The following is a 25,476-nucleotide window of genomic DNA, read 5'->3' on the forward strand; positions in this document are numbered from 1 at the left end:
CTTAGATCAGGATAACGGCCCACACCAGGGTGATCATGGTCAGGGCCACGAATTGTGCGGCGCTGCCCATGTCCTTGGCGTTCTTGGACAAGGGGTGACGGTCCAGGGAGATGCGGTCGATCGCCGCCTCCACCGCCGAGTTGAGCAGCTCGACGATCAGGGCCAGCAGGCACACCGCGATCAACAAGGCGCGCTCGACGCGACTGACGTGCAGGAAAAAGCTCAGCGGGATCAGGATGACGTTCAGCAACACCAACTGACGAAATGCCGCCTCGCCGGTGAAAGCCGCACGCAGGCCATCCAGGGAGTAGCCCCCTGCGTTGAAGATACGTTTGATACCGGTTTGACCCTTGAAAGGCGACATAGATGTAGGCAACTGAACCAAAGGAGTGGGGAAACTAGTTCACACAAAGTCAAAAAAGCGTGAACCGGTGACATCTTAATGCTGCGAAATTGACTCAAGTTGTTGCAAGAGCAGCGCCGCCTGGGTGCGCGTGCGTACGCCGAGCTTGCGGAAGATCGCGGTCACGTGGGCCTTGATGGTCGCTTCCGACACATTCAACTCATAGGCAATCTGCTTGTTCAGCAGACCTTCGCACACCATGGTCAATACACGAAACTGCTGCGGCGTAAGGCTGGCAAGCCCGTCCCGCGCAGCCTTGGCTTCATCGGACACATTGATTTCTTCAAACGCCTGGGGCGGCCAGGACACGTCGCCATCGAGCACCGTGCGCACGGCGTTCTGTATATCTTCCATGGCGCTGGACTTTGGAATGAAACCACTGGCACCAAACTCCTTGGAGCGCACCACCACGTCGGCCTCTTCCTGGGCCGAGACCATCACCACGGGAATCTGCGGGTACTGCCCCCGCAACAGCACCAGCCCGGAAAAACCGTAGGCCCCGGGCATGTTCAGGTCGAGCAGCACCAGGTCCCAGTCGGATTTTTCGGTGAGGCGGGCTTCCAGCTCGGCAATACTGGCCACTTCGACCAGGCGCACGTCCGGGCCGAGACCCAAGGTCACTGCCTGATGCAGTGCACTGCGAAACAACGGGTGGTCATCGGCTATCAGGATGTCGTATGTGGCCATTGATTAAATGATCCTGTTTTTTATGGGAGCCCTGATGGGTTCAGGGTTCGCCAGTACACAAGGCGATGGCCAGGCAGCCATCGCCACAGGGCATACTCAGCGTCAAAAACACCTGCAACGACGCTGAAAATTCACGGTTAAGCCCCAATCGGCGCCCAGCATGCCCAGCGTAGCCTGGGGGGTCAAGCACTACGCCCGTGGGCATTTTAGCGGGTTGCCGGTTTGCGGTGCCATCATGCAAACGTCGTCTGGTTATACCGCGTGGATATAGGGTGCAAGACGAGTATGGACGATGTCCGCAGGATCCAGCGGCAGTTGGAACTTGGCGGCCAGGTAGTGGGTGCTGAACACATCGAGGTAGGCATCCAGCACTTCACTGGCGGTTTGATCATCGGCCAGTTCCAGGCACAGCGCCGCCACTTCGGCGGTACAGAAATGATCATCTCGCTTTGATCGACGCAGCTTGTAGCGAGACAGCTGTTCCGACGCCAGGCTCAGGACCGGCAGGTGCTCCAGGTACGGGCTCTTGCGAAACATCTTGCGCGCTTCGCTCCAGGTGCCGTCCAGCAGGATGAACAGCGGGCGCTTGCCCGTCTCCACCTTGACCTCGCTGACCACCCGCTCCGGCGTAACAAATTCGCCGGGGAACACGATGTAAGGTTGCCACTGTGGATCTGCGAGCAAGGTCAGCAGCTCAGGGTCGACTTCGGTGCGGGACCAGGCGAACGCGGTGGTGTCGTCGATCACATCGGCGATCAGCCAGCCGGTGTTGCTCGGTTTCATCGGTTCCACGTCGTGCATCAGCAGGCACATGGCGGACCGGGCCTGAACCTTGGGGCGCCAGGCACACAGGCAATACTCGGGGATCACCCGACAGCCGGGGCAGCGTTCGGCGCGGGAACCACGGTTGAGGAACGGCCGAACGGCACGGGCCAGGCGTTGGGTGCGCAGGCGGGAGACGGCGTGGCTCATCGGATGCGCCGTTGGGACGGGTAAATCGACACGGTGAAAACTCGTGGAGGGCTCAAGTGGCCGCAGTTTACCAGCGATACGCCTGGCTGTAGTGGCAAGCGGTCACCTATAATTGCGCGCCACTGAACGCACAGCGCAGTGGCTGGTCTATGCACCAGTAACCGAATCAGGAGAGTTTCATGCTGCGTTCCATGCTGCGCCTTGTCGTTCCATCCGTCGCCTTGGCGCTGGTCTTGCCGATGGGCGCCCAGGCTGCCTCGTTGCTGGAGGCCCAAATGAACCGCAAGCTGCAAAGCGTCGCGGCTGAGAGCAACAAGGACCTGCCCCGGGAAATCGATGAAAAGACCCTGGAAGTGGCCTACACCGTCGAAGGCATGCAACTGATCGACCACCTCAGTGTGCAACCTGACCGGGCCGAGCAGATGCGCGCCAACCCCAAGGCTGTGTATTTCCAGCTGGGCCAGAGCGTGTGCCTGAACAAGGGCTACCGCGAGTTGATGGCCAAGGGCGCAGTGATGCGCTACGACATCACCGAGAACAAGACCAACCGCCCCGTGGCGTCGGTCAAGTTCATCGAGGCTGACTGCCCTGCACCGGCTGCGGCGAAGAAGAAAAAGTAACCACGTGAGCTGCGCGCACTGCCGTCCGGTGGTGCGCACTCCCCCCGCTTCAAGTCCTCTCCAGCAGCTAGACTCCCTATCAGGCGGCCAATAAGTGGTTGCCAGCCAAGGGTTTTCCGGCCCATGATCAAGTCATCCCAACCGTTCATTCACAGCGCTTTTCATGCTGTTCTGTAACATTTTCAGGGCAAAAGAAGGTTGCCCCCTGCGGCAAGCAATGACACATGCAGTGTCGTCGCCTCCGGCGAATGGCTCGTCGGCCACCCGGGCCCTGCAAGAAGGAGAAGTTGAATGCCTTATGAACCGAATGACCGCCTGCTCCGGCAACTTGAAGAAAACGGGGCCGACCTCACGCAACAGGTCGAAGCACAACTCCAACTGATCGCTCCCAACAGCCAGAATACCCCCCTGTACCGCGACATGATTCTCACCGTGCTACGCATGGCCAAGGACGACCGCAGCCGCTGGAACGCCAAGATCACCTTGCAAGCCATCCGCGAGCTGGATAACGCCTTCCGCGTCCTGGAACAATTCAAGGACCGCCGCAAGGTCACGGTGTTCGGCTCGGCACGCACGCCCGTTGAAAGCCCGTTGTATGCCTTGGCCCGGGAAGTCGGCGCCCTGCTGGCGCAATCGGACCTGATGGTGATCACGGGCGGCGGTGGCGGCATCATGGCCGCTGCGCATGAAGGTGCGGGCCTGGAACACAGTTTGGGGTTCAACATCACCCTGCCGTTCGAGCAACACGCCAACCCGACCATCGATGGCACCGACAACCTGTTGTCGTTCCACTTCTTCTTCACGCGCAAACTGTTTTTCGTCAAGGAAGCCGACGCGCTGGTGCTGTGCCCGGGTGGTTTTGGCACCCTGGACGAAGCACTGGAGGTTCTGACACTGATCCAGACCGGCAAGAGCCCGTTGGTACCGGTGGTGCTGCTGGACGCACCGGGTGGGGGTTTCTGGCAAGGCGCTCTGGACTTTATCCGTGGCCAATTGGAAGCCAATCGCTACATATTGCCTACCGACCTCAAGCTGGTGCGGTTGGTGTACAGCGCACAAGAAGCGGTGGAAGAGATCAACCGGTTTTATGCCAACTTCCACTCCACTCGTTGGTTGAAACGTGAGTTTGTGGTGCGCATGAATCACCCGCTCAGTGATCGGGCGTTGGCTCATCTGCAAAGCGAGTTTGCCAGCTTGCGGTTGAGTGGGGAGTTCCAGCAGCTTGCGTACACGGGCGAGGAGCATGATGAAGCGCGGTTCAGCCATTTGACTCGGTTGGTGTTCAACTTCAATGGGCGGGACCAGGGGCGGCTGCGGGAGTTGGTGGATTACATCAATTTGCCGGAGAACTGGGCACAGGCTCAGGGGAAGGCGCAGCAGCGGGTGGCGCCGGAGCCGGCGTGACTTTTTGCTAGACGAAAAAAAAGGCCCACTATTTTCATAGTGGGCCTTTGTTTTTTGGTTCGCTCAGTCGTCCAGATCTCGGCCACTCAACAGGCGGCTGATCATTTCCATCGAGAAGCCGCGATAGCTCAGGAAACGCCCCTGTTTGGCGCGCTCCTTGGCATCGATCGGCAGATGGCCGGAAAACTTGCGACGCCAGGTGTCTTCCAACTGCGCCTGCCAGCTGATACCGCACTCACGCAGGGCAAGGTCGATATCGGCACGCTGCAGGCCACGTTGACTCAGTTCTTCACGAATTCGCGCAGGGCCGTAGCCAGAGCGCGCTCGGTAGGAAACGAAACTTTCGAGATAACGGGCTTCCGACAGCAGCCCCTCCTCCGTCAAACGGTCGAGGGCACTTTCGATCATCTCAGGCTCTGCGCCGCGCTGACGCAACTTACGCGTCAGCTCGACTCGACCATGCTCGCGGCGAGCGAGCAGGTCCATTGCAGTGCGCCGAACGGCGACGAGTGTATCCAGTACAACAGTCATCGTTTGCTTCAGATGTCAGTGTCGACTTCTTCCATCTCGTCAACCGGCTCACGGTTGGCGGCCGCTTTCACGTCTGGTGCTGCGGTCAGCAGCTTGTCGCGGATCTGCTTCTCAAGCGTGGCTGCGATGTCCGGGTTGTCCGCCAGGAACTTGGCCGAGTTGGCCTTGCCCTGACCGATCTTGCTGCCGTTGTAGGCATACCAGGCACCGGACTTCTCGACGAAACCGTGCAGCACGCCCAGGTCGATCATCTCGCCGTTCAGGTAGATACCCTTGCCGTAGAGAATCTGGAACTCGGCTTGACGGAAAGGCGGTGCCACTTTGTTCTTCACGACTTTAACGCGGGTTTCGCTACCGACAACCTCGTCACCTTCCTTCACCGCGCCAGTACGGCGGATATCCAGACGGACCGAAGCGTAGAACTTCAACGCGTTACCACCGGTGGTGGTTTCCGGGCTGCCGAACATTACGCCGATCTTCATACGGATCTGGTTGATGAAGATCACCAGGCAGTTGGCGTTCTTGATGTTACCGGTGATTTTACGCAGCGCCTGGGACATCAGACGGGCTTGCAGGCCCACGTGCATGTCACCCATTTCGCCTTCGATTTCAGCCTTGGGTACCAGGGCCGCCACGGAGTCGACCACGATCACGTCGATGGCGTTGGAGCGCACCAGCATGTCGGTGATTTCCAGGGCTTGCTCGCCGGTGTCCGGCTGGGAAACCAGCAGGTCGTCAACGTTGACGCCCAGCTTGCCGGCGTACTCTGGGTCCAGGGCGTGCTCGGCGTCGACGAACGCACAGGTGGCGCCCATTTTCTGCGCCTGGGCAATCACCGACAGGGTCAGGGTCGTTTTACCGGAAGATTCAGGACCGTAGATTTCAACGATACGGCCTTTTGGCAGGCCGCCAATGCCGAGCGCGATGTCCAGACCCAGAGAGCCAGTGGAAATGGCCGGGATCGCCTGGCGGTCGTGATCGCCCATACGCATTACGGCACCCTTGCCGAATTGACGTTCGATCTGACCCAGGGCCGCAGCCAAGGCTTTCTTCTTGTTGTCGTCCATTAAAGTCCTCACGTAATCAATAAGGCCTGGTCGGCCAACACCTGTATAAGTAGACAGTATTGTTCCACAAAGATCCGGGATCGCCTACCCCTGATTTTCGATTTCTGCTGCAGCTCGTCGCAACAAGCCCTCTAGGGCGGCCTTTACCGTTTGTCGGCGGACCTCGTCGCGGTTGCCGGTGAAGTGCTCAAGCTCAGCCGTCACCTCATCACCCACGCCAAAAGCCAGCCATACGGTGCCCACTGGCTTGTCCGGCGAACCGCCGTCCGGCCCCGCCACACCACTGACTGCCACGGCAAAGCGCGCCAGGCTTTTTTCCTGGGCGCCACGGACCATCGCTTCCACCACTTCCTGGCTGACGGCGCCCACTTTTGGAAACAACGTTTCCGGCACATTCAATTGCCGGGTCTTCTGACGATTGGAATAAGTGACATAGCCCGCCTCGAACCACGCCGAACTCCCTGGAATCCGCGTGATGGCTTCGGCAATACCGCCACCGGTACAAGACTCGGCAGTGGTGACATGGGCATTGAGCACCTGCAAGCGGCGACCCAGTTCAGCGGCCAGTTGAGTGATTTCCTTCACGGTCGTCTCCAGGAATGGGCGGGGGTTCGACTACCCTACAGGAGCCCATTGGCCATGCAAGTTACAGAGTGCATCAAGACGCTAATGCGCGACGGCCTGCACATACGCCTGGCACGCACGCAGGGCGATCAGCGCACTGTCGCCGTCGTCGGTGATGGCGATAATTCGTTGAGCATGCGCCGGGTCAAGTTGGGCTCGCGCGGCTGCATGAACCACGCCGCCGGTGGGGGTGGCGGCTGGCACTGCGCAACCACGGGAGGTGTCGGCGGTGTCGAGAAGGACTGACAACCGCACATCAGCAGTGGCCAGGCGGTCACGCAGAGCCGCCTGATGACGTTGGGCATCGTTCAATTCCTGGGCATGTTGTTGGTCGCTGGCACTGAGCTGTTGCTCCAGCGCCAACCGTTGTTCCTGCTGTACCTGTTGCTGGTGCAGGGCAGACGCAGATTGCTGACTAAGCGCCTGCACTTGCTCAGCCGCTTGCTGTTCAAGCTGCAAGCCATAACGCCAGGCCTGCACTTGCCACACAACGGCCATTAGCAGGCAAACGCCGACCACGCGACAACCGACTAGGAAACGCATAGCACCGCCTTCGCCCGCGTCCACCGTTGCAGGCGATCCTCCAAGCCATTGAGCCCGCCATTGATCCGCCGCGTGATCGTGGTGAACTGGTCCTTGTCGGCCAGTTCATTCAGGCCATTGCTTTGCCAGAACCAGGCCGCAGACTCAGCAGCCCATTGCGGTTGCTCCAGCAGCTCGGGCTGAAGCAGCAGGCGATCATCACCGAACAGAGCCTGGCTGCACGCCAGGTAGTTACGACGGCCGGTAATCTGTATCAGCCCCCTGCCCCGGTACTTCTGGCCATCGCCATCCGCTTGCGGGGTATTGCCCAGGCGTATGGCCAAGGTGCCGGTGTCGTACTTGCTCAGGTATTGATCACTGCCCAGCTCGCGCACATAGCGCAACTCGCCGGATTCGTAGCCGATTTGGGCGAGAAAAGCGGCGATGCGTTTTGCGCGGTTGATGTCATACCGATTCATAGCGTCATTTAAAGCCGTTAAAAAAATGCCCGCTCGCGGGCGGGCCCCAGGCATCACTTGAAGCAGTTGAGGAAGCGAAATCACCATAGGTCTACCTTTGAAAACCTCTACTCCGACAACCCACACGCTGTGATCGAGCTGCGATACCCCGTCGCCGGGTCACCGGTATGAACCACCTGTTTGATCGACCATCGCCCTTGCATGTAGGAGGGCCAGGTTTCATCCAGCAGAAGCAACCCCTCTGCAGCCAGTAACGGATTGCCGGGGCAGTCAATCTGCAACGTCAAGTCTTCACGCCCTACCCGCCGCAACTCGCCTTCGGCCACAGCACGCGCTTCATCTTCGTTCTGGCAGCGTTGACGCAGGGTCTTGAAGGGAGTGTTACCGACCTGAACCACGCGCTGTTTGCACGCAGCAGCATCCCACCACGTCACGCGGCAACCCTCGTATTTCGCGCGGGATTTTTCGTCGAATTTGGCGGTGATGAACGATTGATCACCAGGGCGGTTGTCCTGGGTCACGGACAAGGTCACGTCCGGCAGCAGTTGCCCCGAAAGCGAGTTGACCCGCCCGGCTTCAGCCAGCACATACAGTTCGTTGATCGGTTTGGTCACTGCGCTGTAGCGCTCGGCGAGACGGGTGATGAACGCCATGTCGCTTTCGTTGGACTGGTCGATATGCGCAATCGCAATACCGTCCAGCGTCGGTGCCACACGCGGGGAATAACCGTGGCGACTGACCAGTTGGCGAAACAGCGCACCCAGCGTAGTCGGCCCGTAACTGGCCGATCGGCGTTGGCGGTAGCCCGTCGTATCCGCCGCGCTGAAGGGCGCCGCCGTGGCGACGATCATCAGGCGCATGGGAAACAGCACCGGGGTTCGCTGAGTGACCACAAACTGGCCCTTTTCCACCAGGCCGGACTCTTTATAACCCACACGCAAGCCGATCTTTCCGTTCAGGCTGGGCAGCCCTTCAAGCCCCTCGATATTGAGGGTCAGCTCCAGGCGGTCGGTCTTTATGCCCGTGGTGTCGGTATGACTCCAGTGCATCAGGCGCTGATTGAGCAACGCCGCATTGGCGCCGTAAAACTCCACGATCGGAGTGAATCCCTGTGCCATGCTGCCTCCTTAATCCCAGGCCGACACGGGGCGCAGCGCTGCAGGCCGCGCGGCCATTTCGGGCACGATCACCCCAACGCCGACCGGTAGCACCGGGCCGTATTCCGCCAGGTCGGGGTTGACCCGCCAGAGGGTTTCTTCGGCCACGTCATCGCAGCGTCCCAGCTCGCGATAGAGCAACAGGTTGACCGAATCACCGGCAATACTTCGTACTCTACGCATTGACGAATTCCTCCAGTTCCAAGGACCAACTCATGACCAAGGCGGTGCCGTCATCGATCACATTGCTCTGCGTTTCGACCACCGAATTGATACGCCATAGGCCCCAGTTTCGGCCGATACCATCCACCAGCGGCAAGGGTGCGCGGGCGTTTTGCAGCGCGCGCAATTCATCCAGACGCTGCATCCCCAGGGCGTACATCGCCGTGCCCGTGAACGTGAGCTTTTCCAGTTTCTGACCGTTCTGCCGTGACTGGGATTTGCTCGCGATAATCGTCAGGTCACTCCAGCCGCCATCGCTGTTGCGCACCAACCCGCTGTAGGCAAACCCGCGGGACAACCCAAAAATAAAGTCGCCGAGTACCATTTGCTGTCGCATCAATCACCTCCTGGAGGGTCAGTCATCGCGGTGTTGCGCCGGATTCCCAACGCGTCGGTGACCATCGGCACACATTGGAATTGCAGGGCCTGGATGACCTGGTTGACGACCTGCTGGGCGTCAGCAGGGTTGACCCCGGTGATCTGGATACTGGGGGCGATGCTGACCTGGACGTTGTCCGTTCGGGCTGCATTGAGGTCCTTGCCGACTGCGCTGGGCGCAGGCAGGCGATCACCGGAGCCAAACAGTTTGTCACCGAACCAGGTGCCCACTTCGCTGCCCAGCAAACCACCGATGGCGCCACCCACAGCCGTGCCGACACCCGGGAAAACCAGTGTGCCCAGCGCAGCACCGGCAGAGGCACCTGCCCAGGCCCCGCCTGCGGTGCTAAGGCCGGCGCCGATGGCTTTGGCATCGCCGTTGCGAACGCCGTCAGCCACACTCAGGGCGGTGTCGACATACCTCATTGGGCCAAGACGACGGGCACCTGCTGACTCCAATTTGGCCAGTGCTCCCGACAGCCCATCCGCCAGCGCTTTGGTCGTGCGGCGCCCACCAAGCCGAGCGGCTGGAGGGGCTGCATACGAGCCAAACGAATGACCAGGGAGTGGTGGGGTGGACTGAGTGAGCCGCTGAGTGTCCAGAGGCACGAGCGGTTGCCCCTTGATATTGAGCTGAGGGCCAGCCTGCTGTGTCTGGGGCTCCACGGGCTTGCGATAGGCATTGGCCGTGGATTCACGTGAAACCGGCTGGCCGGGCTCTGGCAATTTCTGCCGCCGTTTCTTCGGCTGCCCTCGTGTGCGTGCCTTGTCTCTTTCCCGAACCGTCTCTCCAACGCTCTCCGGCAACTGTGCTGTCACCGTGTCAAACACACCAAAACCGCTTACAGAAGCCGCCGCCGGACAGCAGCACGCTTTGTCCTTGTCCTTGTCCTTGTCTTTGGTGTATCCACCGTCCCTGAACAGCTTGCCCACTCCGGGCAGCTTGCCAAGCGTCACGTCGACAAGGTTGCCGGCTACCCGGGTTTTAATCGTCTCTCCCAAGCCCGAAAGAAGGCCCGAAACCATCGGCGATATCACCGCCTCAGTTGTCTTGACCGCTTGCGCAGCCAGGGGTGAATCACCGGCCCAGCTATTGGCGGTGTCCTGCACACCGGTCTTGGTTTTCAGCCACGTTTCTTCCAAAAGCAAAGGCGCGGGTTCGAGCGTCTTGGACAGGCGTTGCTCACTGTCTCTGGATGCCTTGCGCAACGCTGTGATGGATGTTTCAGAGGTGGCTGTCGCGTCAAACGTGAGGCTGGCATTTGATTGTTGAAAGGCAGCGACCGGGTCAAGGCGCTGCATGTCACGAACGGCCAGGGCTTCACGGGCCAGGCGCAGGCCTTGCGACGTGCTCGACTCAAACTCGGTGGCGCTCTTCTGCTCCGTTGGCTCAAGGGTTTTGACCGCGTCAATGCCCACGCCGTTAAGCCGCGAGATCGCGGTTTTCAGTGCGTCCACACTGTTGCGCAATCCTCCCAGGGACACAGAAAGCTGATTGAGCTGCGAGCCCGCCTGGTTCAACCCCAGACTCATCGAAGATAACAGTGCCGCATCCCCGAGACTGCCAGACAGCAAAGCTCCCGGATTGACGATTTCGGCACGCTTTGTACCGCTTGTGTCGCCATAAACACCCTGGCCATCCTTGGCCATGGCGTAGGCGAGCGAATACTTGTCTTGCATCCCGCTTACTCCTGTTTAACGCCAAGGCGAGTCATCGCGATGTCGTAGCGGCGCAATGCTTTTGCGGCATCCCATTCCAGGATCTCCGCTTCGGTTACCGAGTAAACCAGCGGCACCACATCGAGGATTACGTCGATGTCGCGTTGCGAAAGAAGGCCGCCGGTTGATTTAAAAAATCGTCGATGCGCTCCTGCAATTGCGTCCAGTCGGGTACGGTCAGGTGGGCGAGATCGGGGATCATCAGGCCGGTGCAGTGAGCAGTGATGAACTCGGCGCGCTCTTTGTTGGTGGTGAGTTTTTTCATCACCTTGGTAGCACGCAGGGCGGGCATTTCCAGAGGCAGTTCGGTGAGGGTACGGCCGGCTGCGTCGAGGGGCAGCAGCAGCTTGACCTGTTCGTGGGAGGAGGACTCTTCCGGTTCGCCGAGGAAGAACGCCGCAGGGCGGGTCGACATCTCGTGTACGTAGTGGGCGATGGTCACGTAATCCGGGCGTTTGAGCTGGTCGAGTTCTTTTTCCGACAGGCCGGTGGCGAGTTTCGCCAGTTCGAAGAACTGGTCGTCCTCGTCATCACCGGCCCGGGCCAGCGCGTCTTTTTGCGCGGCGTAGTACAGCGGTTTGAGCTGGACCTGCTCGATCATCGCGCCGGTGTCGGCGGTGACCGGCGAGAGCAAGCGGTGCAGCGGTGGCATCCAGGCCATGGGGCAATTCCTTGGTCAGCAACTGTTGAAGAAAACGCAGATAAAAAGATGAGCGCGGTCCATGTGGGAGCCGGGCTTGCCGCGAAGGCATCACCGCGGTGTAGTGGGTAAACCGAGTCGCCTGTATCGCAGGCAAGCCAGCTCCCACATTGACCGTGCCCACCTCAGATCGCGGGGTCTTTAAGGCATGAGCACGGCGCGGCGGGCGTCACCGAGAATGTCAACGCCGTTGAGCACGAACTTCTGGGTGCGCACGTCGATGTCGATCACCGGGATACCGTTTTCCTGGCGGTTGTAGGTGCGGCAGGACAGCTCCAGAGTAGTGAGGGCCTTTTCGCCCATCTTCAACTTGGCTTCCGTGAGCGATTTGAGCTTGCCGCCGACGGTGTGGTACGTGAAGTACGTCTTGCCGTCTTGGTCCTGGCCGGCTTCACGCACGTTGAGCAGGATGTCGTCACCCAGGCGCACGCCCAGGGCCAGCATGACTTCCGGGCCCGCGCCTTGCAGCACCAGCGAGGCGCCCAGCACTTTGCCGCTCTTGGCCATTTCCTCGGCGATGAAACGCCCGCCGGACATGGACTCCATGTCGAACTCGATCTTCGGCGGGGTGAACTCCTCCACCGTTGCGGACAACGGCAGGCCTTGCAGGGTGGCCGCAATGGCCTGTCTTACACGGTTGGTAAACATTAGAGAACGTCCTCCAGGAACTGCTCGATGATTTCATCGCGGGCATTGAGTTGATAAATCATGTGTTCGTTCGGCGCGTAGCGGCCGTAGTCGATGACGATGTACCAAGTGCCGTTCTTGTATTTCTCGACACTGTTGAGTTCCGGGTGCAGGTACACGCTGCCGCCCGGGATGGTTTCGTCCGCCACCAGGGTTTGCAGCCAGTCGTTGATGCGTTTGACCTCCTGGTCCATGAAGGACTTGGTGAGGTTCTTGGCCATGGCTTTCTGGCCGGCCTTGACCAGCTTGCGGCTGATAGCGTCTTCCAGGCCGACGTAGCTGATGAACTTGCCGGTGATGGAGCGGTTACCCAGCAGTGAAAAACCGCCGAGGATGGTGCGGGCGTAGTAGCTCACGCCGTAGCGGTTGAGCAGGTCGCCTTCGGTGGAGGTGTCGAGGATGTTGTACTCGACGACGCGGGAAACGTCCTCGGCAAACGTCACCTGGTTGCCCGGGCTTTCCCACTGCTTGACCTTGGCCAGTGCGGCGATGGCCAGGGACGACGGCGACAGGAACACGTTTTTCTTGGCGGCCTTGGAGTACACCGACGGCATGTTGTGCACCAGCAGGCAACGGTCGAAACCGAGGTCGGCACCGCCCAGTTCACCGCTGTAGGTCACCTGGTCGGCGACGCTGGCGTCTTTGCCGTCCAGCACCACGCGGGCCTTGATGCGTTTGCCGAAGGCGGCAAACTCACCGGCGACAGCCTTGGTGCCGGTGAAGCCCGGGGCACCGATGATGGTCAGGTCTTCCGGCACGCTGGCCAATGCCGCCAGGCCGAGCTTGCGACCGGTGACCGGCTCGTCGCCGCCGATCACGTTGTTGATCGTGTCAGCCGGGGTCGTGCCCTCTTCGACGATCACCACATAGACCGGCACCTTGACCACTTTGAGGATCTGGTAGACCGCCTGGAACAGCGTGCCGGCTTCAGTGCCGGTCGGGTCCAGCAGCGCCTGAGTGGTGAAGCTGTTGATGCGGAACGGCGCATTCTTCGGGATCGACGCATGGGCCTTCGGCGCGGTGCCGACCAGGCCGATCACGTTATCGCCCAGGCCACCCATGGCCTCGGGGGATTCGGTGGCATTCACAGTGATGCCGTTGTGCTCGAAGTTCAAAACCTCAGCCATGATTAGTCAGCCTTCTGGGTGGTGGCCTTTTTGGCCGGGGTGGCGTTGAGGACGCTGGTCAATTCCAGACGGCCAGCGGTGCGCAGGGCGGATGCTTCGACGTCCAGCAGCTCCAGTTCCTGGCCGACGGTGGACCAATGGCCGGCGCCGATGGGGAATGGGGTGAGGACGGTGTAGGTTTGGCGGGTGGACATAAGTAGGATCTCCAGGCGAAAAAAAACCGCTCAAGGCGGTTGGGGGTAAAAACGCTGCGTCGGTGCAAGGCGTTTACTTAGTCAATGGTTCCATGCGTTCTTCGTCAGGAGGCAACGGCCACTCAATCTCAATCGGGAACCCTGTTTGCTGGTGTATTCGCCCCAGATCGATCCGGTAGCGCTTCCATAACGCGAGAAGAGCAACCTCATCGTTGCTAGCACGATCTGTATCAATTGCATCCTGAAGAGGAGCTACGTGTAGTGCCGCGCTAGCAAGAAGTCGGAGCTTCTTTTCAATCGCAAGCTGTATCAGCTCTTCGGTTGAAGGACGTGTTTCAGAGGGGAGCTCCGCCGAATACCATTGATCGGCCCCAACTTCATCTGGTCCGCTAACCGACCAAAACCCTCGGCCGTCGTTACGAACTGCGAAACTCATAGCTTTTCCTCCCAACCCATCAGGCGAACGCGCGGAGATGCGCCGTTTGCCGCGTAATAGATGTTCATGTTTGCACTGTCCACTTGAAACAGTGCCACTCTCGAATCACACCTGTTAGTCGGGCAATTGATAACAACGGGCGGAGCCACCGTAGTGGAATTGATACCGCCAAAATTCGGATTAGGAGCCAACATGGCCGAAGCGGCGTCGTCTGGTTTTGAAAGTTGAATCAGGACTGCGGAGGCGGTAGGAGGAACAAAACTCGCCAGAGAAACAGCTTGCCATGTGGGTGCTGTGATATTTCCTGCAACACCTGAGGCCATAAGAGGGTATTCAAGGAGATTTGTACCAGGTGCAAACCTCATGGAAATTCGATTGCCTTCCTGTTCATATTTCAGGGGGAATTTCGTCGTTGCATCAGTGCGCAGACAGCTGATCCGCGCCTTATGTGTGTAGCCGGCAGGCATCAGCGGTTCGATCGAACTTAAGGATGCAATTGAAGCAATATTTGCACCGCCTCTAATTACATAGACGTGATAAAACGATGATGCGGCGACAACACCAGAATCTAAGCCCCCCGGTCCGTTCAGGGTCAGGTCCAATGTCAAATTCAGAGCTCCAGTGGCATCGACAGAGCTTGCCCCACCGACAATGAGCTGCTCAGCCTTTATGAAGACCTGACTGCCTACACCATTAGCTGAAACAAAGAGCCCCTTAGAAGCTCCTGAAATTCCAACTTGCTTCTGCTTTTCCACTGTCAGAGAGAGTGCCGCAATATCAATATTTCCTTGATTGATGGGCGCATTCCAAGCCTTGATGCACCAAATCACTGCAAGGTTGCGTGGTCGAGTACCACCTAATCCTAGGTTTTGGGTAGCTTGGGTGCCGCTAGAAAAAATTACATAACTAACGGGGTAATTACTTTGCGTGATGGCATCGAGTCCATGTGCGTTTAAAACGCTTGAATCTGACCCTGTGTGCCAAAGTCCAGAAACAGCTGGACTTTCAGAGCTGTAATCGAACGTCTGTAGCGTACCTTTTTGCCAAGTACCGACTTCTCGAGCCGTATCCACTCCTCGTCCATGATCCCAGCCCCGCAGGAACTCACCGCGGGACTCGGGCATTCGAAAGTTTCCAGCCCCCTCATCACCTTTATTAAAAGCCCCACCAAGAAAAGCAGACAGATCGGGATAAATCGCAGAGCTTTTAATACTGCCATCAATCTCCAAAAAGCCTGGAGGAACCTTATTTAAGGGAAAAGCAATAACAGAACCCACCGGCAATGCCGACGCCTTGGCAATCATCGCCTCAATCTCTGCCTTGCTATAAGTCCCCTTCGCCAACTGGGCCGATAGGTAATCCATCACCCAAGCCCGAGTCGCCTTCACCACTGTGTCATCGATCAACAACGTCACGATCGAGGCATTGCTCGTTTCGAAAATCGAGCGAATGTAAAACTCTTTCCCCGAGCCCGACGTGGCCAACACCGGCTTGTACGACTCCGGGTATTTCACGATGGCATACAAAATACCGGTGTCTGTCCACAGCCCGGCCTCTCGCACATACCAGCCACCAACATCCGAAGGAATGGTGACTTCGGCCATCAGCCAGTTGGCGTTTTTTTCGTCTTGAAACAGTGCATTCAACGGCCCGCGCCACACTTCGCGTTTCAGCGCTTTTGCGTTGGCATCCGGGTTGTAGACGGCGCCGTTGCCGTCGCCGACGGAGATCTGCGCCAGTTTGATCGGTACGCCCGCCGCCTTGCAGGCGGTTTCGTAAGCGATCCCCGCATTCGTGAGCAGGGTGTAATAGTCAGCCATTTAGTGCTCCTGAGGATAAAGGGTGGTGGTTTCGACGGTGTAGAGCCCGGCCGCCATAAAAGCGCGGCCCGTGGCCTCGACTCCTGCCAGCACGTTGGGGTAGATCGTGGTCAGTTCGCCGCACAACGTGGCGGCGCCGATGGAGTGACGGCCCGAAGCACTCAGGCCTACGGAGATCGACAAAATGTCGCGCTCGCTCTTGGCGTCAGCCAGGCGGCGGTCGAGTCGGGCGTCGATGATTTCGCTGTAGGGCAATTCGGTGTAGGCCCGTACGGAAAAGCTGTAGGGCACGCCAGGCGGTGTTTGTTCGTACCAGGCACGCACCTCTGGGGTGAGTTGCAGACCTTTGGCCGCGTTTTCCAAAGCCTGTCGCGTGCCAGCCTGGCGAGCGGTGGGCCAGGCGAGTTTGACGGTCAGGCGTTTCTCGATCTCGGGGGCCGTGGAACTCCATTCGTTCACCGCGCGGTCTGCCGCCAGGTAGGGCAGGAACGCCGCCGGTGTGCGATCCGGGTCCATCAATTGCGGGAACGGTGGAGTCACCCGCTCCAGCAACTGGCCAAAGCCCAGGTCCAGCGCCTTTTCCAGCGGTGAGCTGTTGGCAGGCAACAGGCTCGCTTTAGGCTCACTCATAGCGTGCGCACCTCCACTTCGACGCCCGTGCAATAGGGGGCCTGGAACGCGCTGCTGATGATCGGTTCCAGAGGTTCGAGAATCTGCAGTTGGGCGGCACCGGCGCTGTGGATGGCGTAGTCGATCCAGCTTGGATCGACACGGCCCTCCAGGCGGTGGCAAGAGTCGGCGTAGGTTTGCAGCAGTTTTTGCGCAGCGACTTGGGTCAATCCCGAATCGGGGCCGGCGTTGATCATGGCCACCACGCGAATCTTGTAACGTTGAATCTGCGCGCCCTGAACGGTGACCCGATCGGTCTCCGGCCGCACATCGGGCCGTGCGAAATGTCGCCGTACACCGTCAAGCAAATCGGCAGAAGCGCTGCCATCGCCCTCCCGTGAAAGCACAGTGACCATCACCTCACCGGGGGCGGTGCGCCTGCCATTGCCGTCCTTGACCTGAGCCGCGTAACCATCCGGTTCGAAGGTATAGCTGACGGTGACCAAACCCGGCGTGGCGCTTTGCACCTTGACCGACGGCCGTTCGCCGAGGGTGAAGACTTCACGGCGATACTGCATGCGCGAGCCCGCTGCCGGCGCATGGGGCGCCAGGTAATACCGCAGGCGGGCGTCGTCGTCACTCTCAAGAATCGGCGGCACCGGGGGGAATGCGGCCGGGTCGCCGGGGTCGAGTACCTGCCGCTCCAGGCCCATGTCGGCCAGACGGGCATCCAGGTTGCTGCCAGTGGCCCACCACGCCAGCATCTGTTTGATGCGGGCGTTGTATTTGCGCTCGTGGGTTTGCAGGCGCACGCAAAACGCTTCCAGGGCCAGGGTCAGCAGTTCGCTTTCGTTGTCGAGACTGACCTTGAGTTTGGCCGCGCTTTGCGGCGCACGGGTGGCGACGTAATCGACGACGAAGGCTTTGAACTCGGCCAATAAAGGTTCGAACTCATCGACAGCGATGATCGCCGGTTCTGCCAGTTGGTTCTGGCCAGGGATCAGCATGCTCATGTCACGACCTCGAAAGACTGTTGGCGGTTTTTCCAGGTGCCGGCAAAACGCAGCAACAAACCGGCGCCCTGGCGAGTGGCGACGATGACCTGGGGTTGAAAATCGGCGATGCCGTTCTGGGCGTTATAGAACGCCTGGGCGGCATGGCTCTGGGCGAGAATCAGCAAGTCGTCGCCCAGGTTCTGGCCGAGCAGTTGGGGGATGAGCGAGCCGTACAAAGGCCGCTTCTGACGCGTGCCCACGGGGGTGGTCAGCGCTCGGGTGGCACGCTGCACAAATTGCAGCCAGTCATCGACGGCTGCTCCGGTGTTCCTATCGATTCCGATCATGGCAAATCCTTATGCGCTGCTGATCACGCGGCCCTGGTGATCCACCACCGGGCCGCTCAAATGCACGCCGGCCGCATCCAGCAACACACCGCTGGCGCCGAGTTGCAGGGCGATGCTCTGGGCCGTCATCGTCAGGCTGGCGGCACCGACCTTGACCTCGACCTGTTCGCGGGAGCCGCTGAACGTGGTGGGGCCGTTGATCCAATTGAAGGTGTGGCTGGCATCGTCGTAATCGCTTTGAGTGCCGTCCTGATGGCGGCGGCGTGTCAGCGAAGCAACACTGGAGACAGGCGGAAAAAGGCTACTGTTGAGGCCGAACAAAGCCACGGACTGTGCGCCCCCTTCCCCGCCGCCATAGTTGAGCAACAGGCATTGTTCACCGACTGACGGAATACGGGTTTCGGTCTGCGCCCCCGCGCTGGGGTTGAAGAACCGAATGGCCGGGGTGAGCAACTCGCCGTGGCTGACCTTGCAGGTATTGCTGGCAGCGTCCACTTCCTGGCAGACACCAATGCGGCAGAAGCTCTCGGCGCGACGGTAGAGGTCTTCGAGCTGGGCTTCCATTTCGGCCAGACGCTCGACGATCGGCCCCAGCTGCATGCGTAGCAATGCATCGAACATGGACTACTCCTGCAGGGGGCGATATTGGTCAGGATCATCGATGTTCGAAACTTCCCAGGTTCGGGCAAACAGCGGTGTGCCGGTGGGGTCTTCGAGCAGCGACGGGCCGAGGTAAAGGGTTTGGGTAAAGGACACGGTCCAGGTGTCGTAGTCCGTTTCTGAATTGGATGAAGTCGACGGCGCCGCAACAATGTTTGTGGGCAAGTCGCATTGGTCTGGCGGTAGGCCCCAGCGGTTATCCAGGGCCAGGTCCATCAGTTGGCTGGCCAGGTCGCAGGCGTCGAAAGGGGCTGAGCCGGTGGTTACGCTGACCTTGAGTAAAACCGTGAGCGCATGGGCCTTGCGCCCTGCCAGGGAACGCAGGCCGGGGCCGTTGCGTTCGAGGCTGATCAAGACGCCAGGGCCTTGAACATCCAAGTGGTTGCCTACGCGCAGCTGTGGGAGAGCACTCTTCACCGCCTCCACGATGGCCCCGGGAAGCTGGGAAGGTTTTTCAATAAGTGTCATTGGGTCGCGTCCTTGCAGCGAGTTACTGCTGATCCGGGCGAGACGTCGGGGCCTCGTTGACCCCGATACGCTTGGCCGCCCAGCGTTCATAAAGGCCGATGGCGACGTCTGCGCCGGCCATGGCGGTGAGGCACCCAATGGCGCCCGCCGTCCAGATCGACATGCCGGCGGCGTAGCACAGCATCAAGGCTGAAACCCCGCAGACCATGCACGCTCCGGATCGCAAGGCCAGGCGCCGTACCAGCGACCAGCCACGGGCGCCCTCCTTGTCGGCGCGCCACATTTCGCCAGATACACCGCCGATCAGGGCCAGTGCGATCACCAGCCAGATAGGCATTTCCGCTAACGCTTGCTGCTCGTTTGTCATGTCACGCCTCCTGGCTGAGCACTGCCGGCAATGGGCCGGCTTCCTTGGTAAATCCATGTAGGGGTAGGCATTCCAAAAAGCCCGGTCGCCCGGGCTTTTCAGTAATGATGTCCTCGGTCTTTCGGCGCTACTGGCGCGGTACGGACCTTTCCTCAATGTTTTTCCGACCACGATCCCTGTCTGCCGGATAACTGCTTCTGGTGCTTTACGCTGCACACCCGGGCCAGTTGCCAACCCTCTGAACCGTTATGAGGCCGGTTCATCGCTGCCTGTTCTTGAAGCGCTGGTGAAACTAAAGAGCGTCGGCATCCTTGCCGGTGTTACCTGGCATCCCTGCCATCGCTTCGATGGCGTCCTTGCCGGTGTTGCGTGCCTTCCTTGTCTTCCTTGGCAGCATCCTTGCCGCCTCCACCAGGCCTTGTTGGCTGGCTTGAGATGAAGAATATGCATGTATGCATATACAGTCAATGCACAAATGCATTTATTTTTCCTGATGAAATGCATGAATGCATTTTCAGCCTTGTAGGCAGTGGGTTTGGTGGTTTTTTGCAGACGAAAAAAAGCCCGCTCGTGGGCGGGCTTTGTCTTACTGAAGAAGGTTAACGGGCGTACATGCCCCACCAGAATACATGGCCGAGGATGCTGATCTGCTCATCCTGGATATCCTGGAAGCTATAGTCCTCGTCCGGGTGCTCATCGCGATTAAAACTGCGCAGGCGAATCCCGGAAGGCAGGCGGTAGAGCTGTTTCACCCGCAACTGGCCATTGTGATTGATGGCATACAAGTCGCCATCGACGATGTCGCCGATGCCGCTCTTGCCGGCATTCACCCCGACGGTGGCGCCGTCACGCAGCACCGGCAACATGCTGTTGCCACGGACCGTCACGCACTTGGCCTGGTCGAACTGCACACCGTTGTGGCGAAGGCTGCGTTTGCCGAACCGCAGGCTGGCTTTCTCGCTTTCCTCGATGACGAATCTTCCTGATCCAGCAGCCAATTCAACCTCGCGCAAAAAGGGGATCGACACCTCGTCATCATTAACGGGTGTGTCGTCGTCCCACAGGCTTATGTCCTTGAGTTCGGAATGCATCGGGTCACGCCCCTCCTCCCGCGAAACGCCCACCGCCACGCGCCCGCGCAGTTGATCGGTGCTCACGCGGAAGTACTCGGCGATGCGGGAAATATGCTTGTCCGACGGATCAACGATCTTGCCGCTGAGGATCCGTGACAGCGTGGATTGAGGCACGCCGGTACGCCGGTGAAGCTCCGTGGGGGAGATCCGGTCGCGGTCCAGCAGTTCTCTTAATACGGTTGAAACGTTGCGTTTTTGCATAACGGGGATGATGACGGGGGATTTAGGGGTTGGCAAATGCAAAATTGCATATTTCATGCATTTACCCTGCCGGGATACCTATCCGTTTGTGAACTGCGTAGCCACGACCTCGCGTGTTAACCTTGCCGCCATCGCAAAATCGCAGGGCCGAATGCCCCACCTTTGCCCCACTCCTTTCAACGAATTTGCCTACGACCCAATGAGTAAAGCCACTTCAGATCTGTCCTCCCACACCCCGATGATGCAGCAGTACTGGCGCCTCAAGAACCAGCACCCTGATCAGTTGATGTTCTATCGCATGGGCGACTTCTACGAGATCTTCTATGAAGACGCGAAGAAGGCCGCCAAGTTGCTGGACATCACCCTGACCGCGCGCGGGCAGTCGGCGGGGCAGTCGATTCCGATGTGTGGCATTCCTTACCACTCGCTGGAAGGTTACCTGGTCAAGCTGGTGAAGCTGGGCGAGTCGGTGGTGATTTGTGAGCAGATCGGTGACCCGGCGACGAGCAAGGGGCCGGTGGAACGTCAGGTGGTGCGCATTATTACGCCGGGGACGGTGAGTGATGAGGCGCTGCTGGATGAGCGTCGCGACAACCTGATCGCTGCTGTACTGGGCGATGAGCGTCTGTTCGGCCTGTCGGTGCTGGATATCACCAGTGGCAATTTCAGTGTGCTGGAGATCAAGGGCTGGGAAAACCTGCTGGCGGAGCTGGAGCGCATCAATCCGGTAGAGCTGTTGATCCCGGATGATTGGCCGAAGGACTTGCCGGCAGAAAAACGCCGTGGGACCAAGCGTCGTGCGCCGTGGGATTTCGAGCGTGATTCGGCGCTGAAAAGTCTGTGCCAGCAATTCTCTGTGCAGGACCTTAAAGGCTTCGGTTGTGAAACCCTCACACTGGCCATCGGCGCTGCCGGTTGCCTGCTCAGCTATGCCAAGGAAACCCAGCGCACCGCCCTGCCGCATTTGCGCAGCCTGCGCCATGAGCGCCTCGACGACACCGTGGTGCTGGATGGCGCGAGCCGTCGCAACCTGGAACTGGACACCAACCTGGCCGGCGGTCGTGATAACACCCTGCAATCGGTGGTCGACCGTTGCCAGACCGCCATGGGCAGCCGCTTGCTGACCCGTTGGCTGAACCGCCCACTGCGGGATTTGAGCGTGCTACAGGCACGTCAGTCTTCTATTACCTGCCTGCTGGACGGATACCGCTTCGAGAAACTGCAGCCGCAGTTGAAGGAAATCGGCGACATCGAGCGCATCCTGGCGCGAATCGGCCTGCGTAACGCTCGCCCTCGCGACTTGGCACGCCTGCGCGATGCCCTCGGTGCCCTGCCGCAATTGCAGGCTGCGATGACCGAACTGGACACGCCGCACCTGCAACAACTCGCCGTGATCGCCAGCACCTACCCGGAACTGGCGGCGCTGCTGGAAAAAGCCATCATCGACAACCCGCCGGCGATCATCCGTGACGGCGGTGTACTCAAGACCGGTTACGACAGTGAGTTGGACGAGCTGCAGGCCCTGAGCGAAAACGCCGGGCAGTTCCTGATCGACCTGGAAGCCCGTGAAAAAGCCCGCACCGGCCTGGCCAACCTGAAAGTCGGCTACAACCGCGTGCACGGCTACTTCATCGAATTGCCAAGCAAACAGGCCGAGTCGGCGCCGATCGACTATCAACGTCGCCAAACGCTTAAAGGTGCCGAGCGCTTTATCACCCCGGAGCTGAAAGAGTTCGAAGACAAGGCACTCTCGGCCAAGAGTCGTGCCCTGGCTCGGGAAAAGATGCTGTATGAGAACCTGCTGGAAGACCTGATCAGCCAGTTGGCCCCGCTGCAGGACACCGCCGCCGCCCTGGCCGAACTGGATGTACTGAGCAACCTGGCCGAACGGGCGCTGAACCTTGACCTGAACTGCCCGCGCTTCGTGAGCGAGCCGTGCATGCGCATCGTGCAGGGGCGCCACCCGGTGGTGGAACAGGTGTTGACCACACCGTTCGTCGCCAACGACCTGTCGCTGGACGACGATACTCGCATGCTGGTGATCACCGGTCCGAACATGGGCGGTAAATCCACCTACATGCGCCAGACCGCGTTGATCGTGTTGTTGGCACACATCGGCAGTTTCGTACCGGCTGCCAGTTGCGAATTGTCGCTGGTGGACCGCATTTTCACGCGGATCGGCTCCAGTGATGACCTGGCCGGTGGCCGTTCGACCTTTATGGTGGAAATGAGCGAAACCGCCAACATCCTGCACAACGCGACCGAGCGCAGCCTGGTGCTGATGGACGAAGTGGGGCGCGGCACCAGCACCTTCGACGGTCTGTCCCTGGCGTGGGCGGCGGCCGAGCGATTGGCACACCTGCGTGCCTATACGTTGTTCGCCACTCACTACTTCGAGCTGACCGTGCTGCCGGAAAGCGAGCCACTGGTGGCCAACGTGCACCTGAACGCCACCGAGCACAACGAACGCATCGTCTTCCTGCACCACGTACTGCCAGGGCCGGCCAGCCAGAGCTATGGCCTGGCCGTGGCCCAATTGGCCGGTGTGCCAAACGATGTGATCCTGCGCGCCCGCGAGCACCTCAGCCGCCTGGAAACCACGGCCCTGCCCCACGAAACCGTGGTCGCCAGCCCTGCCAAGGCCGCCAGCAAACCTGCCGCTCCGCACCAGAGCGATATGTTCGCCAGCCTGCCCCACCCGGTACTGGAAGAGTTGGCCAAGCTTGACGTGGATGACTTGACGCCGCGTAAAGCGCTCGAAATGTTATATGCACTGAAGGTTCGGATATAACGCTGACGCTTGCAAGCTGGTAGACTCTCGCGCGGTTTGGGATGCTGCAGGCTATTAGCCTGGCCTGCAGACTATCGCTCCCGAACCTCGCGAGCCCTGCCACAAAGGGTTTCGCTGCCGCCGCCTGAGGAGAGAATTAGAAATGACCTTCGTCGTCACCGACAACTGCATCAAGTGCAAGTACACCGACTGCGTGGAAGTATGTCCGGTGGACTGCTTCTACGAAGGCCCGAACTTCCTGGTTATCCACCCGGACGAGTGCATCGACTGCGCCCTGTGTGAGCCAGAATGCCCGGCCGTCGCCATTTTCTCCGAGGACGAAGTCCCGGCAGAGATGCAGGAATTTATTCAGTTGAACGTCGAGCTGGCGGAAATCTGGCCGAACATTACTGAACGCAAGGATCCGATGCCGGATGCTGCGGAGTGGGATGGCAAAAAAGGTAAGATTGCAGACCTCGAGCGCTGATCGCGCTGCCGCCCACTAAAAAGGCCCCTTGCGGGCCTTTTTGCGTTTCTGAGTAGCCGGTTTTACTTTTCTACAGGCAAAAAAAAGGGGCGGTATGACCCGCCCACATTTTTTCCCTAGTCCCTGTATTCCTTTTCATCATCCTGATGAATCGCATCCTGCGACGTTCCTTGAACCATCGTTCCTTGATGGCTGTGTCAATCCGTGGACACAGGGCTGATCTTAAAGAGTTCCCATGTAAGTTCAACGGGATCCAAGCGCACTGACTACCATTGACCCTGGTCAAATCGAACAAAATAACCTTTTAATATCAATAAGATAAAAAACACTCTCACCAATTCAAGACGGCCAAGGCGGGTAAAAAAACCAATCACTTACGAAAAAGTAAGCGAATGCTTACACGAGCAATTGCGTAAAAGCGTAACTGCCGCCTTCCATCGACCCTCCAGACAAGAAAAAGCCCCGACACGTCGAGGCTCTTTTTCCCACCAACGGCTCAGTCGTCGCTGACCGTAATGGTCGGCATCGCTGGCGCAGCGGCTTCCTGCAGGACGATCCGCGCGCCCACGTGGCGGGCCAATTCCTGATAGATCATCGCGATCTGGCTATCCGGCTCTGCAACCACCGTAGGCTTACCGCCGTCGGCCTGCTCGCGAATCAGCATCGACAATGGCAGCGAGGCCAGCAATTCCACGCCGTATTGAGTGGCCAATTTCTCGCCACCGCCTTCGCCGAACAAATGCTCGGCATGGCCGCAGTTGGAGCAGATATGTACCGCCATGTTCTCCACGACGCCCAGCACCGGGATGTTGACCTTGCGGAACATCTCCACGCCTTTCTTCGCGTCCAGCAGCGCCAGGTCCTGGGGCGTGGTGACAATCACAGAACCGGCCACCGGGACTTTCTGCGCCAGGGTCAGCTGGATATCACCGGTGCCTGGCGGCATGTCGATCACCAGGTAGTCCAGGTCGCCCCAGGCGGTCTGGGTCACCAGTTGCAGCAGTGCGCCGGAAACCATCGGCCCGCGCCAGACCATCGGTGTGTTGTCATCGGTGAGGAAGGCCATGGACATGACCTCCACGCCCAGGGACTCGATCGGCACGAACCACTTCTGGTCCTTGACCTTGGGCCGAGTACCCTCGGCAATGCCGAACATCACGCCTTGGCTCGGGCCGTAAATGTCAGCGTCGAGAATGCCTACGCGCGCGCCTTCACGGGCCAGGGCCAGGGCCAGGTTGGCGGCAGTAGTGGATTTACCCACACCGCCCTTGCCGGACGCCACCGCGACCACGTTCTTGACGTTGGCCAGGCCAGGGATCTGCGCCTGGGCCTTGTGCGGGGCAATCACGCATTGAATGTCGACCTTGGCGGACGCTACGCCGTCGAGACCTTCGATGGCCATCTGCAGCATCTGCGCCCAGCCGCTCTTGAACAGACCGGCGGCATAGCCCAGTTCCAACTGGACCGAGACCTGGTCGCCCTGGACCTCGATGGCCCGTACACAACCGGCACTGACCGGGTCCTGGTTCAAATAGGGGTCGGTGTACTGGCGAAGAACGGCTTCCACCGCTGCGCGATTGACGGCGCTCATGGGCTACTCCCGAAAAAAGACTGACTGAAACAGGCGGCTATCCTAACCGTTCCCGCCGGTTAACGGCATGCTTTCGCAGTCTCGAAAGAGGCTGAAACA

Annotated in this window: 30 protein-coding genes; 4 read left to right on the plus strand and 26 right to left on the minus strand. The window is 59.5% G+C overall.

Going from position 1 to position 25,476, the window contains the following annotated elements; genetic code table 11:
- Position 1 precedes the first annotated feature (1 nt).
- From M2394_RS05320 to M2394_RS05330, 3 genes are all read right to left on the minus strand, one after another.
- Entirely contained in the window at positions 2-364 is a 363-nt protein-coding gene (locus M2394_RS05320) for a diacylglycerol kinase (RefSeq protein WP_017137081.1), read from the minus strand.
- A 75-nt stretch (positions 365-439) separates the two neighbouring features.
- Positions 440-1,090: a response regulator transcription factor ErdR gene (gene erdR, locus M2394_RS05325; protein WP_176994813.1), complete on the minus strand. Its 651-nt coding sequence runs from the start codon at positions 1,088-1,090 to the stop codon at positions 440-442.
- Positions 1,091-1,342: 252 nt separating this feature from the next.
- Positions 1,343-2,062, minus strand: coding sequence for a tRNA-uridine aminocarboxypropyltransferase (locus M2394_RS05330; protein WP_259171830.1), 720 nt, complete (start codon positions 2,060-2,062; stop codon positions 1,343-1,345).
- 179 nt (positions 2,063-2,241) lie between these two features.
- Between M2394_RS05330 and M2394_RS05335 the strand changes: the two genes are divergently transcribed.
- Positions 2,242-2,682: a PA3611 family quorum-sensing-regulated virulence factor gene (locus tag M2394_RS05335; RefSeq protein WP_176994815.1), complete on the plus strand. Its 441-nt coding sequence runs from the start codon at positions 2,242-2,244 to the stop codon at positions 2,680-2,682.
- A 291-nt stretch (positions 2,683-2,973) separates the two neighbouring features.
- Entirely contained in the window at positions 2,974-4,086 is a 1,113-nt protein-coding gene (locus M2394_RS05340) for a TIGR00730 family Rossman fold protein (protein WP_259171831.1), read from the plus strand.
- Between the two features lie 63 nt (positions 4,087-4,149).
- Here M2394_RS05340 and recX read toward each other — a convergent pair whose 3' ends face one another.
- From recX to M2394_RS05450, 22 genes are all read right to left on the minus strand, one after another.
- A complete protein-coding gene (recX, locus tag M2394_RS05345) occupies positions 4,150-4,617 on the minus strand; it encodes a recombination regulator RecX (RefSeq protein ID WP_178925779.1) in 468 nt (155 codons plus the stop codon).
- Positions 4,618-4,625: 8 nt separating this feature from the next.
- Positions 4,626-5,684 (minus strand): recombinase RecA, encoded by a 1,059-nt coding sequence (gene recA, locus M2394_RS05350; RefSeq protein ID WP_016970800.1) that lies wholly within the window; start codon positions 5,682-5,684, stop codon positions 4,626-4,628.
- A gap of 84 nt (positions 5,685-5,768) precedes the next feature.
- Entirely contained in the window at positions 5,769-6,269 is a 501-nt protein-coding gene (locus tag M2394_RS05355) for a CinA family protein (RefSeq protein WP_095014909.1), read from the minus strand.
- A gap of 81 nt (positions 6,270-6,350) precedes the next feature.
- Entirely contained in the window at positions 6,351-6,851 is a 501-nt protein-coding gene (locus M2394_RS05360; protein ID WP_259171832.1) for a lysis protein, read from the minus strand.
- Positions 6,839-7,396, minus strand: a complete 558-nt coding sequence (locus M2394_RS05365; RefSeq protein ID WP_259171833.1) for a glycoside hydrolase family 19 protein — start codon at positions 7,394-7,396, stop codon at positions 6,839-6,841. The genes M2394_RS05360 and M2394_RS05365 overlap by 13 nt, the downstream gene beginning before the upstream one ends.
- Positions 7,397-7,416: 20 nt before the next feature.
- Entirely contained in the window at positions 7,417-8,427 is a 1,011-nt protein-coding gene (locus tag M2394_RS05370; protein ID WP_178925782.1) for a contractile injection system protein, VgrG/Pvc8 family, read from the minus strand.
- Between the two features lie 9 nt (positions 8,428-8,436).
- Positions 8,437-8,649: a tail protein X gene (locus M2394_RS05375; RefSeq protein ID WP_259171834.1), complete on the minus strand. Its 213-nt coding sequence runs from the start codon at positions 8,647-8,649 to the stop codon at positions 8,437-8,439.
- Positions 8,642-9,025 (minus strand): phage tail protein, encoded by a 384-nt coding sequence (locus M2394_RS05380; protein WP_178925784.1) that lies wholly within the window; start codon positions 9,023-9,025, stop codon positions 8,642-8,644. Before M2394_RS05380 ends, M2394_RS05375 begins: the two co-directional genes overlap by 8 nt.
- Positions 9,025-10,746, minus strand: a complete 1,722-nt coding sequence (locus M2394_RS05385) for a phage tail tape measure protein (protein WP_259171835.1) — start codon at positions 10,744-10,746, stop codon at positions 9,025-9,027. The genes M2394_RS05380 and M2394_RS05385 overlap by 1 nt, the downstream gene beginning before the upstream one ends.
- A gap of 127 nt (positions 10,747-10,873) precedes the next feature.
- Entirely contained in the window at positions 10,874-11,446 is a 573-nt protein-coding gene (locus M2394_RS05390) for a phage tail assembly protein (protein WP_259171836.1), read from the minus strand.
- A 180-nt stretch (positions 11,447-11,626) separates the two neighbouring features.
- A complete protein-coding gene (locus M2394_RS05395; protein ID WP_259171837.1) occupies positions 11,627-12,133 on the minus strand; it encodes a phage major tail tube protein in 507 nt (168 codons plus the stop codon).
- On the minus strand, positions 12,133-13,299 hold the full coding sequence (locus tag M2394_RS05400) for a phage tail protein (RefSeq protein WP_259171838.1): 1,167 nt from the start codon (positions 13,297-13,299) through the stop codon (positions 12,133-12,135). The genes M2394_RS05395 and M2394_RS05400 overlap by 1 nt, the downstream gene beginning before the upstream one ends.
- A gap of 2 nt (positions 13,300-13,301) precedes the next feature.
- Positions 13,302-13,493: a hypothetical protein gene (locus M2394_RS05405; RefSeq protein ID WP_178925789.1), complete on the minus strand. Its 192-nt coding sequence runs from the start codon at positions 13,491-13,493 to the stop codon at positions 13,302-13,304.
- A gap of 73 nt (positions 13,494-13,566) precedes the next feature.
- Positions 13,567-13,929 (minus strand): tail fiber assembly protein, encoded by a 363-nt coding sequence (locus M2394_RS05410; RefSeq protein WP_259171839.1) that lies wholly within the window; start codon positions 13,927-13,929, stop codon positions 13,567-13,569.
- On the minus strand, positions 13,926-15,749 hold the full coding sequence (locus tag M2394_RS05415; protein WP_259171840.1) for a phage tail protein: 1,824 nt from the start codon (positions 15,747-15,749) through the stop codon (positions 13,926-13,928). The genes M2394_RS05410 and M2394_RS05415 overlap by 4 nt, the downstream gene beginning before the upstream one ends.
- Entirely contained in the window at positions 15,750-16,379 is a 630-nt protein-coding gene (locus tag M2394_RS05420) for a phage tail protein I (protein ID WP_259171841.1), read from the minus strand.
- The gene (locus M2394_RS05425; protein WP_259171842.1) at positions 16,376-17,371 is read right to left on the minus strand and encodes a baseplate J/gp47 family protein; all 996 of its coding nucleotides are present in this window, start codon (positions 17,369-17,371) and stop codon (positions 16,376-16,378) included. Before M2394_RS05425 ends, M2394_RS05420 begins: the two co-directional genes overlap by 4 nt.
- On the minus strand, positions 17,368-17,700 hold the full coding sequence (locus M2394_RS05430) for a phage baseplate protein (protein ID WP_071492667.1): 333 nt from the start codon (positions 17,698-17,700) through the stop codon (positions 17,368-17,370). The genes M2394_RS05425 and M2394_RS05430 overlap by 4 nt, the downstream gene beginning before the upstream one ends.
- A 9-nt stretch (positions 17,701-17,709) precedes the next feature.
- Positions 17,710-18,321 carry a phage baseplate assembly protein V gene (locus tag M2394_RS05435; protein ID WP_259171843.1) on the minus strand — a complete coding sequence of 204 codons (612 nt, stop codon included), beginning with the start codon at positions 18,319-18,321 and terminating at the stop codon, positions 17,710-17,712.
- A gap of 3 nt (positions 18,322-18,324) precedes the next feature.
- Complete coding sequence (locus tag M2394_RS05440; RefSeq protein ID WP_259171844.1) at positions 18,325-18,828, minus strand: hypothetical protein; 504 nt, start codon at positions 18,826-18,828, stop codon at positions 18,325-18,327.
- Between the two features lie 22 nt (positions 18,829-18,850).
- The gene (locus M2394_RS05445) at positions 18,851-19,195 is read right to left on the minus strand and encodes a phage holin family protein (protein ID WP_131697366.1); all 345 of its coding nucleotides are present in this window, start codon (positions 19,193-19,195) and stop codon (positions 18,851-18,853) included.
- Positions 19,196-19,794: 599 nt separating this feature from the next.
- Positions 19,795-20,529 (minus strand): XRE family transcriptional regulator, encoded by a 735-nt coding sequence (locus M2394_RS05450; protein ID WP_259172023.1) that lies wholly within the window; start codon positions 20,527-20,529, stop codon positions 19,795-19,797.
- A 199-nt stretch (positions 20,530-20,728) separates the two neighbouring features.
- On the opposite strand from M2394_RS05450, the gene mutS reads away from it, so the two are divergent.
- Entirely contained in the window at positions 20,729-23,320 is a 2,592-nt protein-coding gene (mutS, locus tag M2394_RS05455) for a DNA mismatch repair protein MutS (RefSeq protein WP_259171845.1), read from the plus strand.
- A gap of 142 nt (positions 23,321-23,462) precedes the next feature.
- On the plus strand, positions 23,463-23,786 hold the full coding sequence (fdxA, locus tag M2394_RS05460; RefSeq protein WP_003208688.1) for a ferredoxin FdxA: 324 nt from the start codon (positions 23,463-23,465) through the stop codon (positions 23,784-23,786).
- Between the two features lie 496 nt (positions 23,787-24,282).
- Here fdxA and apbC read toward each other — a convergent pair whose 3' ends face one another.
- On the minus strand, positions 24,283-25,377 hold the full coding sequence (gene apbC / locus M2394_RS05465; protein ID WP_178922075.1) for an iron-sulfur cluster carrier protein ApbC: 1,095 nt from the start codon (positions 25,375-25,377) through the stop codon (positions 24,283-24,285).
- Positions 25,378-25,476: the final 99 nt, after the last annotated feature.

Origin of the sequence: Pseudomonas sp. BIGb0164 (assembly GCF_024810135.1) — a bacterium.
GTDB lineage: Bacteria > Pseudomonadota > Gammaproteobacteria > Pseudomonadales > Pseudomonadaceae > Aquipseudomonas.

Coding starts and splice junctions, on each gene's coding strand:
- erdR (WP_176994813.1), bottom strand. CDS start 1,090: ATGGCCACATACGACATCCTGATAGCCGATGACCACCCGTTGTTTCGC.
- M2394_RS05320 (WP_017137081.1), bottom strand. CDS start 364: ATGTCGCCTTTCAAGGGTCAAACCGGTATCAAACGTATCTTCAACGCA.
- fdxA (WP_003208688.1), top strand. CDS start 23,463: ATGACCTTCGTCGTCACCGACAACTGCATCAAGTGCAAGTACACCGAC.
- M2394_RS05440 (WP_259171844.1), bottom strand. CDS start 18,828: ATGACACTTATTGAAAAACCTTCCCAGCTTCCCGGGGCCATCGTGGAG.
- M2394_RS05380 (WP_178925784.1), bottom strand. CDS start 9,025: ATGCGACAGCAAATGGTACTCGGCGACTTTATTTTTGGGTTGTCCCGC.
- M2394_RS05415 (WP_259171840.1), bottom strand. CDS start 15,749: ATGGCTGACTATTACACCCTGCTCACGAATGCGGGGATCGCTTACGAA.
- M2394_RS05395 (WP_259171837.1), bottom strand. CDS start 12,133: ATGTTTACCAACCGTGTAAGACAGGCCATTGCGGCCACCCTGCAAGGC.
- recA (WP_016970800.1), bottom strand. CDS start 5,684: ATGGACGACAACAAGAAGAAAGCCTTGGCTGCGGCCCTGGGTCAGATC.
- M2394_RS05445 (WP_131697366.1), bottom strand. CDS start 19,195: ATGACAAACGAGCAGCAAGCGTTAGCGGAAATGCCTATCTGGCTGGTG.
- apbC (WP_178922075.1), bottom strand. CDS start 25,377: ATGAGCGCCGTCAATCGCGCAGCGGTGGAAGCCGTTCTTCGCCAGTAC.
- M2394_RS05435 (WP_259171843.1), bottom strand. CDS start 18,321: ATGTTCGATGCATTGCTACGCATGCAGCTGGGGCCGATCGTCGAGCGT.
- recX (WP_178925779.1), bottom strand. CDS start 4,617: ATGACTGTTGTACTGGATACACTCGTCGCCGTTCGGCGCACTGCAATG.
- M2394_RS05365 (WP_259171833.1), bottom strand. CDS start 7,396: ATGGTGATTTCGCTTCCTCAACTGCTTCAAGTGATGCCTGGGGCCCGC.
- M2394_RS05335 (WP_176994815.1), top strand. CDS start 2,242: ATGCTGCGTTCCATGCTGCGCCTTGTCGTTCCATCCGTCGCCTTGGCG.
- M2394_RS05385 (WP_259171835.1), bottom strand. CDS start 10,746: ATGCAAGACAAGTATTCGCTCGCCTACGCCATGGCCAAGGATGGCCAG.
- M2394_RS05370 (WP_178925782.1), bottom strand. CDS start 8,427: ATGGCACAGGGATTCACTCCGATCGTGGAGTTTTACGGCGCCAATGCG.
- M2394_RS05425 (WP_259171842.1), bottom strand. CDS start 17,371: ATGAGCATGCTGATCCCTGGCCAGAACCAACTGGCAGAACCGGCGATC.
- M2394_RS05410 (WP_259171839.1), bottom strand. CDS start 13,929: ATGAGTTTCGCAGTTCGTAACGACGGCCGAGGGTTTTGGTCGGTTAGC.
- M2394_RS05420 (WP_259171841.1), bottom strand. CDS start 16,379: ATGAGTGAGCCTAAAGCGAGCCTGTTGCCTGCCAACAGCTCACCGCTG.
- M2394_RS05330 (WP_259171830.1), bottom strand. CDS start 2,062: ATGAGCCACGCCGTCTCCCGCCTGCGCACCCAACGCCTGGCCCGTGCC.
- M2394_RS05340 (WP_259171831.1), top strand. CDS start 2,974: ATGCCTTATGAACCGAATGACCGCCTGCTCCGGCAACTTGAAGAAAAC.
- M2394_RS05360 (WP_259171832.1), bottom strand. CDS start 6,851: ATGCGTTTCCTAGTCGGTTGTCGCGTGGTCGGCGTTTGCCTGCTAATG.
- M2394_RS05450 (WP_259172023.1), bottom strand. CDS start 20,529: ATGCAAAAACGCAACGTTTCAACCGTATTAAGAGAACTGCTGGACCGC.
- M2394_RS05405 (WP_178925789.1), bottom strand. CDS start 13,493: ATGTCCACCCGCCAAACCTACACCGTCCTCACCCCATTCCCCATCGGC.
- M2394_RS05400 (WP_259171838.1), bottom strand. CDS start 13,299: ATGGCTGAGGTTTTGAACTTCGAGCACAACGGCATCACTGTGAATGCC.
- M2394_RS05375 (WP_259171834.1), bottom strand. CDS start 8,649: ATGCGTAGAGTACGAAGTATTGCCGGTGATTCGGTCAACCTGTTGCTC.
- M2394_RS05390 (WP_259171836.1), bottom strand. CDS start 11,446: ATGGCCTGGATGCCACCGCTGCACCGCTTGCTCTCGCCGGTCACCGCC.
- M2394_RS05430 (WP_071492667.1), bottom strand. CDS start 17,700: ATGATCGGAATCGATAGGAACACCGGAGCAGCCGTCGATGACTGGCTG.
- mutS (WP_259171845.1), top strand. CDS start 20,729: ATGAGTAAAGCCACTTCAGATCTGTCCTCCCACACCCCGATGATGCAG.